Below are 13,525 nucleotides of genomic sequence, written 5' to 3'. Positions count from 1 at the left end.
CGATGGCCGCCGGGTACCCTCCCGGGCCGGGGAAGTCACCGGGCGGGTCCGAGCCCGACTGGCGGCACATCGCCGACGCCCTCTGGCTCGCCGCGACGATGGAGGGGCCCGGCGAACCCACCGGCCGGATGTCGCCGGGGCATGTCGATGTGCCGCCCGTCGCGGTCCCGGAGCGCGGCGACGGCGGCGGGCCGGAGACCGGGGGGAGTCCGCCGCGGCCGCCGCTGCCCGCCGGCCGGCAGCGGGATGCGGCACGCCCCGCCGGCCCGGCCTTCACGGCCGGGAGCGCCGAGATCGAGGACACCGGCGATCCGTCCCCGCTGACCGCGCTGCCGGCCGGACGGCTGCTCGCCCGGGCGTTGAAGCCCTTCCAGCGGCGGGTCGAGTCCGCCACCGAGGTGGAGCCGGACGAGGAGGAGACGGCGAACTTCGCCGTCGACACCGGCGTGTGGCTGCCGCGCTACCGCCCGGTGCAGGACCGATGGCTCGGACTGACCCTGATAGTCGACGACTCCCCCTCGATGGCGGTGTGGCGGCCCACCGTCGCCGCCTTCCGGATATTGCTGGAACGGCACGGTGCCTTCCGCGGCGTGCGTACGTTCCTGCTGTCCGACAGGGACGGCGACGGCCACCAGCCCCGGCTGCGCGGCCCCACCGGCGGTGTCCGCAGTCCCGCCGAACTGCTGGACCCGGCCCGCAGGCAGATCTTCCTGGTGCTCAGCGACGGCATCAGCGCGCTGTGGCGTGCGCCCGCGGTGGGCCGGCTCCTGCGGCTGTGGGGCACCTCCGGCCCGCTGGCCATCGTGAACCCTCTTCCGCGCGGGCACTGGCGGCAGAGCAACATCGCTCCGCTCCGGTTCCGGATCCGGGCTCCGCGGCCGGCGGCGCCGAACACCGCCCTGAAGGTCGGCCGGTCCAGCCCCCTCGATCCGGCCCTCCCGCCGGGCGCGTTCGCGGTGCCGGTGGTCGAGTTGAGCCCCCGATGGCTGCGGTGGTGGGCGACTCTGGTCACCGGACCCTCGGAGTGGGTGGACGCTCTGGTCCATCCGGTCGATCCCCGGCTCGAACCCGATGAGGACGAGCCTCCGCCGGCAGGTGCCAACGCGGCCGTCCGCCGGTTCCAGCGCATCGCGTCGCCGCTGGCCTTCCGGCTCGCCACGTTGTTGGCCGCCGCCCCGCTCGAGCTGCCGCTGCTGCATCGTCTGCAACGGACCCTGTTACCCGAGTCGACCCCCGCCGATCTCGCGGAACTGCTGGTCAGCGATCTGGTTCATCGGACCGACGAGACCGGTACGGTCCTGGAGTTCGAGCTTGACGTGCGCGAGACCCTGCTGGGTTGCGCCACCCGCGAGGACTCGGCCCGGGTGCTTCACGCAATCGCCGCCCACCAGCGGCAGCCCCATGCCGGCGGCCTCATGCTGGCCCGTGCGCTCAGCGCACCGGACGCGCCGTGGGAGCCCCTGGTCACCAGAGAGACGCTGGCCACGGCCCGGATCGAGCTGGCGGTGCTCAACGCGCTCTCCGGGCCGTACGTCAACCGGGCCCGCCGGTTACGCGACGCCATCGACGCTCTCGAGCAGGGACAGGAACGGGATGCGGACGGACCGGCCGTCGTCGCGGCCGCCGAGCCGCATCCCGACCACGCAGTGAAGGACGGTGAGACCATGCCCGGTCACGCGGATCTGCCGCCTCCTCCCGAGGACAAGCCGGCCGAGTCATCCATCACCCGGCCCGAGACCCCGGGCGTGCCGGGCGAGCCGATCCTGCCCGTCGACAGCACTCTGGAGGCTCTGCACGAGCTGTTCGGCGGACAGAGCGCGGAGAGCGGGCCGAAGATCTGGGGCAACGTCCCCATCCGGAACCCGATCTTCACCGGCCGCCGGTTGCTGCTCGAACAGCTCGAGCGACGGTTGCGCACGCAGAGCGTCGCCGCTGTGCTGCCGCAGGCACTGCACGGCGAGGGCGGTGTCGGCAAGTCCCAGATCGCGATCGAGTACGCCTACCGGCACCGCGACGAGTACGACCTGATCTGGTGGGTGCCGTCCGAACTGCCTGCCCAGATCCTGGCGTCACTGATCGAGCTGGGCAACAAACTCGGCCTCGACATCGGCAACGAGGTGACCACCGCGATCCCACGGGTCCGGGCGGCGCTGCGGGCCGGTACGCCGTACGACAACTGGCTGCTCGTCTTCGACAACGCGGAGACGCCCGAAACGGTGCGGGACTACTTCCCCGAGTCCGGTACCGGCAAGGTGCTGATCACCTCGCGCAACCAGGAGTGGAATCACTACGCCGAATCGCTCGAGGTCGACGTCTTCACCCGCCAGGAGAGCATCGTCCTGCTGCAACGGCGCAACCCCGACCTCGAGGACCCCGACGCCGACCGCCTGGCCCAGGCGCTCGCCGACCTGCCTCTGGCGATCGAGCACGCCTCCGCCTGGCTGTTCGCCACCGGCATGTCCGTGCAGGAGTACCTGCGGCTGCTCGACGAGAAGCAGGCTCAGCTGGCCGTGCCCGACCTGGCCCCGGGGTTCGAGATCCCGGTCGCCGCCGCGGCCAACGTCGCCCTGGACCGGCTGGCCGCCGAGAACCCCGCGGCGCTGCAACTGCTGCAGGTCTGTTCGTTCTTCGCCCCCGAGCCGATCGACCGCTACCTGTTCGAGGGCGTGCGGGGCATCGGCACCGATGTCGCCGCCGATCTCGACGCGGCGCTGCAGGACCCCGCCCGTCTCAGCCAGGCCATCCGGGACATCCAGCGGTACGTGCTCGCCCGGATCGACCACCGGACCAACACGCTGCAGCTGCATCGTCTCGTGCGCCGGGTCCTGCAGGACAGTATTCCCGCCGACCGCCGCTTCGCGATGGAGCACATCGCCCACATCCTGCTGGCCAGTGGCAAGCTCGGCGATCCGAGCGACTCGGAACAGTGGCTGCTCTACCAGTCCCTCGCCTCCCACCTGACCGCCTCCAAGGCACTGAACTGCGAGGACGACTGGGCCCGGGCGCTGGTGCTGAAGCTCATCGAGTACTTCTTCTACTGGGGCGACTACGCCAGCGGGCGCGACCTGGCCGACGAGGTCCTCACGGACTGGCGCGAGCGGCTCGGCCACGGCTACTCGCAGACGCTGAAGGCCGCGAAGTGGCTGGGATACTACGCGTGGATCGACGGGGACTTCCCCACCGCGGAGCGAATCTGGCGCGAGACCCTGGACACCTACCGGGAGAACGCGGGTCCCAACGACGAGGACACCATTGACGCGATGAACATGATGGGTATCGCGTTGCGGACGTCGGGCCAGTTCTCCGACGCGCGCGATCTGGACCTGGAGGCCTTCCAGAGGGCGCGTCGCAGCCTGGGCGAGGACGATCCGGCCACCCTGAAGGCGGCACACAACCTGGGGGTCAGTCTGCGGCTGACCGGCGAGTTCCGGTCCGCCCGCGAGATCGACGCGGACACCTACCAGCGGCGGGTGGCGGCGCTCGGCAGCGACAGCCCGGAGACCTTGCGTACGCTCAACAACTTGACCATCGACCAGCGTGAGTGCGGGGAGTACGTCCGATCGCGGCAGTGGGTCGAGCGCATCTACGACCAGTACCTGAACCTTTTCGGCGTGGACCATCTGGAGACGATCCGGGTGGCCCGGAACCTCGCGGTCGCCCGGCGGCGCGCCGGCGACCACGAGAAGGCCTACAAGCTGGCCGAGGACACGATGACCCGGTTCCGGGACAGGTTCGGGGCGAACCACCCGGACGCGATTGCCGCCACCCTCGACTTCGCCGTGGACGTGCGGGAGACCGGCGAGCTGGGGCGCGCCCTCAGTCTGGCGATCGAGACGATCGACGCCTACACCGCGTCGCTCGGTTCCGAGCACCCCTACGCTCTCAGCGCGCGGACCAACCTCGGCATCGTGCACCGGCTGATGGGCAACACCGAGGATGCGCTCGCCCAGAACCGGCTGGCCTGGCGGACCCTGACGGAGAAGCTCGGCCCGGACCACATGCTGACGATCACCTGCGGGATCAACTTCGCCAGCGCCCTGGCGGCGAGGGGGGACCACCAGGCCGCGCACGACCTCGACGCGCGGATGCTCGAGCAGGCCCGGCGGTTCATCGGCGCCGAGCATCCGTCCACATTGGGCTGTGCCTTGAATCTGGGGTTCGATCTCGCGGCGCTGGGCCGGGAGGAGGAGAGCAGGACCCTGTTCGACGAGACTGTGAGCGCGTACGTCCGGGTGCTCGGCGCCGAGCACCCGGCCATCGCCGCGGCCACCGACCAGGCCCGCGCGAACTGCGATGTGGACCCGATGCAGTTCTGACCCGATGTGGTCCCACGAGACAGAAACCTAGGGCGGCCCGGAGCTCGCGGTGACCAGTGCGGGTGCGATCCATCGGGCGATGTCGTGGGGCGGGATCCGATGCCCGGCCGTCCGGACCTCGGCCCAGACCGCACGTACCAGATCGGGTCGCCGGGCCAGTGCCTCGGCGGCGGTCCGGTCCGGCGAACTGAGTGTCAGACCGACCCAGGCGCGCGCCTCCTCGTCCGACGGCAGTTCCGGCGGGCCGCCCGGCCCGGCCTGTGCCTCCAGCGCGACCAGGAAGGCGGCGTGGGCCGCGGCGGTGTCTCCGGAAACGAGGGCGTTCTCGCCCGCCGACACGTCGTCCCGGGGCGGGGGAACGACGTTCTGTGCGTCCAGCGCCCGGCGGGTGACCGCCGGGATGCGCTGGTCCCAGCGCAGCCTCGGGTGCACCGCCAGGTGCGCGGGGCCGGGGATCGAGGGTGTCGCCTCGGGCGCGGTGAGCAGGCCCTTGGTCAGGGTCGCCGCGTCGGCTGGATCCGGCTGGAAGTGCCGGAGCCGCCAGCCCACCCGATGACTGTCCGCGGTCAGGCCGGCAAGGTGGTCGACGACCGGCTCGATCGGGTCGGCCGTCCAGTCGGTGGCGCTTTCCCGCAGGCGCGTGAAGAACTCCCGGCCCACGGCGGTGAGGCCGGTGGCCGCCAGGGCGAGGCCCACCGACTCGTCGAACTGGCGGCGGACGTACGCGAACTCGAACTGGGCCTGCTGCGCGTCCTTGCCGCTGGTGACGCGGGCGCGCTCGCGCCAGAAGCGGGCGATCCCATAGAACGCGTAGACGCCCTGGATCAGGCCGGCCAGCGGTCGCGGATCATCGCGCCACGGCGCGTAGTGGAGCCCGCGGGCGTCCGGCTCGGTGAGGGGCAGCAGGTGCAGCAGCCCGCCCAGGGTGATGTGCTGGTACTCATGGACCAGCGCCACCGCGAGGGTCACCGGGTCCGGAGGCTCGGACACCATGACGCTGCCGAACGCCTCGCCGTTCGACGCGCTGCGGGTGTCCCAGCCGGGCTCGTGCTTCAGCGGCGCCAGCCTCACCAGGCCATGGCTCATGGTCTCGGCCGACGACCGATGGTCGCGACACAAGAGGGTCCAGGCGTCGGTCAGCAGGGCCGTCCAGTGGGCGAAGGCCTCGGCGTCCAGCCGGGCCGGGGGTACCGGGTCGGCGAGATCGCGGAACGGGTCGAGGTCATCGAGCCGGACGTCCAGCGGGAGGTCGCCCCGCACCCGGACGCTGCGCAGCGCCCACCAGCCGATGCCGTCGCCGTCCGGTTCGACGTCGGCCTCGCCGTCCGGGACGACGAGGTCGTGACCACCGGCCGCGAGCCGGATCCGGCCGCCGTCGGTGACCGCCTCGACGAAGGTCGCGCCGGTGCCGGCCGGGATGCGGGCCAGCCCCAGGGCAGGCAGCATCACGGTGCCGTCCCGCAGCGGGAGGCGCGTACGCCAGCCCAGGCCGGCCCGGGCGGCGGCCACCAGCGCGAAGGCGTAAAGGGCGCCGAGGTCCCGGGCGAGGGGAGCATCGCTGCGCGCACCTCCGCGAAGTCGCCGGAGCGCGTAGGCGCAACTGCTTCCGACCCCCGGGTCGAGGAGTAGCGCCTCGACGGCATCCGGCGCCGCATGCTGGGCCGCCTGAAGGATCTCCAGGACCGAGCCCACCGCGGGCAGTCCCGCGGTGAGTGTGGGGTCGCCCGCGATCTCCTCGATCAGCGTCCGGATGAGGAGGATGCGCCGGCTGTGCTCGGTCTCCCAGAAGTACTGGGTGATCTCGGCGGATCCTCCGCCTCCGGCGAGTACCTGTAGCCAGGCCGTCCGCAGGCGGTGCCGCTCTATGTCCCGCGGTTCGCGGTTCGAACCCATGAGAAGGTCGGTCTCTCCTAGTCGAGGATGTGGTGACGTCCGGGTCAGTCCGCCCGGCCTGGCGGGCCGCTGCCGAGATTGATCCGTGGCCGCTCGATCTGCGCGATCAAGATGTCGCGGAACGACTCCAGCGCGTCCCACTCCTGCGGGCGCAGTTCATCGAAGCCCAACCCCCGTAAATCAGGCAGGTCGGTCTCGACCCCATCGGGCCTCTCGTTCAAGTCCCAGTCCTTCTCACGCGGTCCTTCTCACACGAGTGCGGCGGCGTGGCATGAACGCGCTCGCCACCGCCGCCGCGATATTACGTAAACCGGACAAAATAATACAATAGCAGAGGGTCACGCGGAGTTGCGTGGCAACCCGCAAACGCTTGGGGAGCGAAGGCTAGCAGTCGGCCTTGCCCCGTGGCATCGCTCGTCCTGAGTAATTGGCGCATGAAATCCGGCCCCGTGCCGCTGTGCTTAGATTGCCGGATGCTCGAGTCCAAGATCGTTCGGGTAGCTGTCGCGGCACTCTGTGTAGCCGCTATGGGTGCTGGATGCGACTCGTCGGATGATGCGCCGCCGGACGGCGGGAACGTCACCGTCACCACCATGCGCGGGGCGTTGCTGCAGGCCTCCGACCTCGGCGGGTCGTGGGCGGAGCCGCAGGCGTCCACCGATACGCAACGGCTGGTGCCGCTCTGCGCCGGGCCGGCCACCGCGCCGCCGGTGCCGCCGGGGGCCGAGGTCGTGGCCGCGCCGCTCGCCGACGAGGGCCCGCAGGGTGCGCAGACGCTGAACCAGACGGCGCTGGTCTACCCGGACGTCACCGCCGCGCAGGCCGCCCTCGCCGCGCTGCGGGCCGTCGCCGACAAGTGCCCGGGCTCGGTGAACCAGGCCCACCAGACGACCGCCGAGAAGAACGAGCCGGCCTACACCGAGACGGCCAGGACGCAGGAGATCAACGAGGGCGGCTGGGCCGGCTTCGTGATCACCCGGCACAAGCAGTACGAGCCGAAACACCCGGGCACCGCCGACGTCGCCGTGGCCGTCGTCAGCAAGGCGAACGTGCTGGTCGTGGACGGGTACGCGGTCTACCGGCTGGGCAACGCCAGCGGGTCGCCGCAGTTCGACGCCGATTGGAAAAAACTTCTCGGCACAGTTCTCAAGCGGGTGGGATAGACAGCGTCTCCGGCCGTGGTCTAACGTGGCTCCAACGCCGTTGCGAGTTCTTCCCCCGTGGAATTCGCAGCGGCGCCTTACGTTGTGGCGTCTTACGTTGTAGGCCCTACGTTGTGGCGACCGGCATCGCGGTGTACCCGCGGATGGTCAGACTGTCGCGCCGGGTCGGTGGTGCGGCGAGCGCCAGCTTGGGGAAAGCCGAGAGCAGGGCGGGGAAAGCCACCTGCGCCTCGAGGCGGGCCAGAGGTGCGCCCAGGCAGTAATGGATGCCACCGCCGAACGACAGCGGGCTGTTGTCCGTACGCTCCAGGTCGAGGGTGTTGGGGTCTTTGAAGCGCGCGGCGTCGCGGTTGCCGGCGCCGAGATAGGCCACCACCCGGTCGCCCGGCTCGAGCGTGACGCCGGCGACCTCGACCTCCTCGTAGGCGACCCGGGAGAGCAACTGGACCGGACTGTCCCAGCGCAACAGTTCCTCCACCGCGAGCGCCGGGTCGGCGATGTGCGGAGAAGGCCGCGACAGCAGGGCCACCAGGCCGTTGGCCAGCAGGTTCGTCGTCGTCTCGAAGCCGGCCGCGAACAGCAGCGCCGCCATCGTCAGCAGCTCGTCCTCGGTCAGCCGGTCGCCGTCCGCCTCGGCCGCGACCAGTGCGCTGATCAGGTCGTCGGCGGGCTTGCGGCGGCGTTCGGCGGCCAGATCCGCGAGATAGTCACGGACAGTCTGAGCGGCCGGATCGGCCTTCTCCAGAGTCGCGGGGGAGACCGTGTCGAGCAGCACCGACCAGTCCCGGATCAGCGACTGGAACTGCGGGCGGTCGGCGGCCGGCACCCCGAGGAGCTCGCCGATCACGTTCACCGGCAGCGGGAACGCGAACGCCTGGATGAAGTCGGTCTCCCCGGACAGGCCGTCGAGCAGATCGGCGACCATGCCGTCCAGGAATGGACGCAGCGAAGCCACCCGCCGAGCGGTGAACGCGGAGCTGACCAGCCGCCGCAGCCGGGTGTGGTCGGGCGGGTTGATCGTCAGGATGCTGGTGAACAGCGTGTAGAGGCCGGGGTGCTCGGCCCAGTCGGGGAAGCCGGCGAAGCCCAGCATGTCGGCCGGCATGTGCCCGAACCGGCCGTCGCGGACCACGGCGTGGCACTCCGCGTATCCGGTCAAGACGATCGCCCCGTCGTCCGCGCGGATCAGCGGCGAGATCTCGCGCAGCCGGTCGTAGCGCGGGTACGGATCTTCCCGGCCGGCCGCCTTCGTCAACTCGTCGAGCAGGCGTGCGGTTTCCGGCGTCTCCACAATGGCGGCCATCCGAAAAGCCTAATCGGTGCTCGTTGGTGCTCGGAGAGAGCGCGTTCCGAGCACCATGAATCTCACACCTGTGGAATATCGCACGGGCTGGTATTCGTCGGCGACAAGGTCGCCTAGCCTTCGGATCCCGGGGCGTGAAACCGACCGCGCCGGGGTAATCGAAACCCGGAGGTGCTTCTGCATGGAGGGCAACGGAACAGCCGACAAGTTCGTCTACGACTTCGCCGAAGGCAACAAGGACCTGAAGGATCTGCTGGGTGGCAAGGGCGCCAACCTCGCGGAAATGACGAATCTGGGGCTTCCCGTGCCCGCCGGGTTCACGATCACCACCGTGGCCTGTCAGCGATATCTCGCCTCCGGTGAACATGTCGACGGGTTGGACGAGGAGATCACCTCCCATTTGACGAAGCTCGAGGAGTCGATGGGCAAGCGGCTCGGCGACCCGGCCGACCCGCTGCTGGTCTCGGTGCGTTCCGGCGCCAAGTTCTCGATGCCCGGCATGATGGAGACCGTCCTCAACGTCGGCCTCAACGACGAGTCGGTGGCCGGGCTCAGCGCCCAGGCCGGCGGCAACGACCGGTTCGCCTGGGACTCCTACCGCCGGCTCATCCAGATGTTCGGCAAGACCGTGTGCGACGTGCCCGGCGACGAATTCGAGCAGGCGCTGCACAACGCCAAGACCGTCAAGGGTGTACGCGACGACACCGACCTGGACGCCGGCGACCTCAAGCAGCTCGTCAGCGCGTTCAAGGAAGTGTTCGCCAAGCACACCGGGCACGACTTCCCGCAGGACCCGCGCGAGCAGATGGACCGGGCCGTCGCCGCGGTCTTCCGGTCCTGGAACGCCGACCGTGCCGTGCTCTACCGCCGCCAGGAGCGCATCCCGGCCGACCTGGGCACCGCCGTCAACGTAGTGGCGATGGTCTTCGGCAACCTGGGCGCCGACTCCGGCACCGGTGTCGCGTTCACCCGCGACCCGGCCACCGGCGAGCAGGGCGTCTACGGTGACTACCTGGCCAACGCGCAGGGCGAGGACGTGGTCGCCGGCATCCGCAACACCGTCCCGCTGCAGGACCTCGAGGGGATGGACTCCAAGTCGTACGAAGAACTGCTCGGGATCATGGCCACGCTGGAGGGCCACTACCGCGACCTGTGCGACATCGAGTTCACCATCGAGCGCGGCAAGCTGTGGATGCTGCAGACCCGGGTCGGCAAGCGCACCGCGGCCGCCGCGTTCACCATCGCCGCGCAGCTGATCGACGAGGACGTGATCGACCTCGACGAGGCGCTGCGGCGGGTCACCGGCGCCCAGCTCGCCCAGCTGATGTTCCCGCGCTTCGACCTCGAGGGCGACCCGGAGGTGGTCACCAAGGGGGTCGGGGCGTCGCCCGGGGCGGCGTACGGCGAAGTGGTCTTCACCGCGGCGAGGGCCGTGGAGCTGGCCGCCGAGGGCAAGGACGTGATCCTGGTCCGCCGGGAGACCAACCCCGACGACCTGCCCGGCATGATCGCCGCCCAGGGCATCCTCACCTCGCGGGGCGGCAAGACCAGCCACGCCGCCGTGGTGGCCCGCGGCATGGGCAAGACCTGCGTCTGCGGCGCCGACCAGCTCGAGGTGTCGCCGTCGTCGTTCGTGGTGGGCAAGTACACCGTCAACGAGGGCGACGTGATCTCGATCGACGGCACCACCGGCAAGGTCTACCTGGGCGAGGTGCCGGTGCGCCCGTCCGAGGTGGTGCAGTACTTCGAGGGCGACCTGGACCCGGCGCTGGCCAACGAGCCGCTCGTCGCCGCCGTGCACCAGCTCATGACCCATGCCGACGAGCGCCGCCGGCTGGCCGTGCGGACCAACGCCGACACCGGACCGGACGCCGCCCGCGCCCGCCGCTTCGGCGCCCAGGGCGTCGGCCTGTGCCGCACCGAGCACATGTTCCTCGGCGACCGTCGCGAACTGGTCGAGCGGCTGATCCTGGCCGAGGGCGCCGAGCAGCGGCAGGCGGCGCTGAACGCGTTGCAGCCGTTGCAGCGCAAAGATTTCCTGGAGCTGTTCCGGGAGATGAACGGCCTGCCTGTCACGGTCCGGCTGATCGACCCGCCGCTGCACGAGTTCCTGCCGTCGCTGGAGGACCTGGCCGTGCATGTGGCGGTGGCCAAGGAGCGCGGCGAGAGCGCGAAGCGGTCCGAGAAAATGCTCGCCGCGGTACGGCGGATGCACGAGTCCAACCCGATGCTGGGCATGCGCGGCGTGCGCCTCGGCCTGGTGGTGCCCGGCCTGTTCGCGATGCAGGTACGCGCCATCGCGGAGGCCGCGGTCGCCCTCGCGAAGGAGGGCGGCAAGCCGCGCCCCGAGATCATGGTGCCGCTGGTCGGGGCCGTGCAGGAGCTGGAGACCGTACGCGTCGAGGCCGAGAAGATCATCGCCGAGGTGGTCGGCGACTCCGGGGTGGAGATCCTGATCGGCACGATGATCGAGGTCCCGCGCGCCGCCCTGACCGCCGGACAGATCGCCGAGGCCGCCGAGTTCTTCTCCTTCGGCACCAACGACCTCACCCAGATGGGCTGGGGCTTCTCCCGCGACGACGTCGAGGGCGCGTTCTTCTGGCGCTACCTCGAGCTGGGCATCTTCGGCATCAGCCCGTTCGAGTCGATCGACCGCGAGGGCGTCGGCCGGCTCGTGCGCATCGCGAGTGAGGAGGGCCGGGCCACCCGGCCGGACCTCAAGCTGGGCGTCTGCGGCGAGCACGGCGGCGACCCCGAGTCGGTGCACTTCTTCCACGAGGTCGGGCTGGACTACGTGTCCTGCTCGCCGTTCCGTGTGCCGGTCGCCCGGTTGGAGGCGGCCCGCGCGGTGGTCAGCGTCGCTCGCGGATGACCTCCACACCGGTGTGACCGGGCGCCTCCGGGCGGCGGCTCGCCCGCTCCACCTCGACGAACCCGGTCCGCTCCGCGACGGCGGCGGACCGGGTGTTGCCGGCATCGTGGCGCAGGGCCACCCGGTCGACCCCGGGCAGGGCGAGCGCCATCCGGGCCAGCGCGTCCACGGCCGCGGTCATGTAGCCGCGGCCGGTCCGCGACGTCCGCAGCCAGTAGCCGACCTCCAGCACGCCCGGCCCCATCCGGGTCATCAGCCCGGCCGACCCGGCGAGCTCACCGGCCGCCGTGAAGATCGCGTAGTCGAAATTCGTGCCCTCGGCCCAGAGCCGGACCTCACGCTCGATGAAGTCGCGCGCGGTCTCCAGGTCGTAGTCCTCGGTCGCCCAGGACAGGAACCGCCCGATCTCGTCCAGCGACTCGCGAACCGCGGCCGTCACCTCGGCGGACCATCGCGGATCCCACCGCCGGAGCACCACCGCCCCGGCGTCGATCGCCGGGGGCGGTTCCAGCAGCGACAGGTACGCGGTGACGTAGGCCAGCGGGGCGTTCCACCGGATGCACAGGTCGTTGGTGGTCTCCGACGTGTTCTCATCCAGGTAGCGGCACTCCGGCGGGAGGCCGTCCAGTCGCGGGTCGCTGGGGAAGCCGGGCGTCGGGATGCTGTTGGCGCCCCCGGCCAGCGCCCCGGCCGGCGGATGATCGCCGAACTGCCGGGTCCGCAGGTGGGCCGTCGCATCGGTGCCGTAGCCGACGACGAAACTCTGGCCCAGCGCGTTGCGGCCGAGCAGGTAGTCGACGCCGGACAGCACGCCGTCCCGGTAACGACGGTCGCCGGTCATCTCGTGCGCCCGCGCCAGCACCACGAGGTTGTTGAGGATCCGCCCGTTCGAACCCCAGTGCCAGCCGGCCTCCGGGGCGTACGGCTGGCCCCACGGCTGCCGGCGCTGCAGGTCGAGCAACCGGTCGGCCAGCGGCACGACATCCCGCTCGAGGTCCAGCATCGCCGGGACGGACACCCGGTCGAAGTCGAAGCCGTCGAGATCGGCCGGCGGCGGGATGTCGGTGGGCAGCCCCTGCTCGGCACCCGCCCAGGCCCAGTCGTCGGTCAGATCGGGGTCACCGTAGGGGCCGCCGCCGAACCGGCCCTCGTCGTCCGGCGCGATCAGCTCCGGGTTCGACCTGGCCGCGTGCCACGCCGTCCGGGCCACCTCCACCAGCGACGGGTCGTCCAGCACCCGGGACGCCTTCAGGCAGACCGCCACCAGGTGCAGGGTCGCTGCCGTCGACGGCCGGTGCAGCACCCGGGTCGTCGGGTCGTCATCGGGGCGGCCCGGGATCGGCGACCATTCCGTGCCGTGCACCCGATGGAAGACCAATCCCGCGTACGGCTGGCCGGCCGGCACCCGCATGCGCAGCAGCCAGTCGAGCTGCCACCGGCACTCCTCGACGACCGTGGTCGCATCCCGGCCGTGCGCCCCGAGCAGGCGGACCAGGTCGAGGAGCTGCCAGAGGGCGATCGCGCCGCTGACCGCGTACTTGCCATAGTCGCCCGCGTCGTACCACCCGCCGGACACGTCGAAGACCCCGGACGGCCGCCAGTCCGGATAGATCCCGGTCCACCCCGGCACCGCGACATCCCCGGCGTGCTCGCAGCGCAGCAGGGTGAACAGCCGCAGCGAGTCCCGGCTCAACCCCTCGTAGAGATCGGCCGCGACCCGGAAGGGGTGGCTGCGCTCGCCACCGGCCACCACTCGGAAGCCCTCGCCGGCCCCGAGCGCCGTGAAGTCGAGCAGATGCGCGGAGGGATCGGAGGTGGGCACCGACCGTCCCCGCAGCACGACCTCGCCGCCGCCGTCGTACACCGCGAACGGCTGCGGCGAAGCCGCATCGGTCATCCACGTCGCGCGTTTCGGCGCGCTCGGCAGATAACCCAGCTGATTGATCCGGATCGGCGGCCTCGGCATCGTCAAACCTTA

General features: G+C 71.0%; 7 protein-coding genes. 3 read left to right on the top strand and 4 right to left on the bottom strand.

Annotated elements, in window-relative coordinates; all coding sequences use genetic code 11:
• Positions 1-2 precede the first annotated feature (2 nt).
• The gene (fxsT, locus tag QSK31_RS31490; protein ID WP_285688188.1) at positions 3-4,316 is read left to right on the top strand and encodes an FxSxx-COOH system tetratricopeptide repeat protein; all 4,314 of its coding nucleotides are present in this window, start codon (positions 3-5) and stop codon (positions 4,314-4,316) included.
• A gap of 27 nt (positions 4,317-4,343) precedes the next feature.
• Here fxsT and QSK31_RS31485 read toward each other — a convergent pair whose 3' ends face one another.
• Entirely contained in the window at positions 4,344-6,209 is a 1,866-nt protein-coding gene (locus QSK31_RS31485; protein WP_285688186.1) for an HEXXH motif domain-containing protein, read from the bottom strand.
• Between the two features lie 44 nt (positions 6,210-6,253).
• Positions 6,254-6,430 (bottom strand): hypothetical protein, encoded by a 177-nt coding sequence (locus QSK31_RS31480; protein ID WP_285688183.1) that lies wholly within the window; start codon positions 6,428-6,430, stop codon positions 6,254-6,256.
• 372 nt (positions 6,431-6,802) lie between these two features.
• Between QSK31_RS31480 and QSK31_RS31475 the strand changes: the two genes are divergently transcribed.
• Positions 6,803-7,372: a sensor domain-containing protein gene (locus QSK31_RS31475; RefSeq protein WP_285688181.1), complete on the top strand. Its 570-nt coding sequence runs from the start codon at positions 6,803-6,805 to the stop codon at positions 7,370-7,372.
• A 106-nt stretch (positions 7,373-7,478) separates the two neighbouring features.
• On the opposite strand, the gene QSK31_RS31470 is transcribed toward QSK31_RS31475, so the two are convergent.
• Positions 7,479-8,675: a cytochrome P450 gene (locus QSK31_RS31470; RefSeq protein WP_285688179.1), complete on the bottom strand. Its 1,197-nt coding sequence runs from the start codon at positions 8,673-8,675 to the stop codon at positions 7,479-7,481.
• A gap of 181 nt (positions 8,676-8,856) precedes the next feature.
• On the opposite strand from QSK31_RS31470, the gene ppdK reads away from it, so the two are divergent.
• Positions 8,857-11,547 (top strand): pyruvate, phosphate dikinase, encoded by a 2,691-nt coding sequence (gene ppdK / locus QSK31_RS31465; protein ID WP_285688177.1) that lies wholly within the window; start codon positions 8,857-8,859, stop codon positions 11,545-11,547.
• Here the strand turns inward: ppdK and QSK31_RS31460 are convergent.
• The gene (locus QSK31_RS31460) at positions 11,528-13,513 is read right to left on the bottom strand and encodes a GNAT family N-acetyltransferase (protein WP_285688175.1); all 1,986 of its coding nucleotides are present in this window, start codon (positions 13,511-13,513) and stop codon (positions 11,528-11,530) included. The genes ppdK and QSK31_RS31460 overlap by 20 nt on opposite strands.
• Between the last annotated feature and the right edge of the window lie 12 nt (positions 13,514-13,525).

Origin of the sequence: Actinoplanes sp. NBRC 103695 (genome assembly GCF_030269485.1) — a bacterium.
Taxonomy (GTDB): Bacteria; Actinomycetota; Actinomycetes; order Mycobacteriales; family Micromonosporaceae; genus Actinoplanes.
The sequence above is the reverse complement of the archived record's forward strand: the minus strand, read 5'-3'. Positions and strand labels throughout refer to the sequence as shown.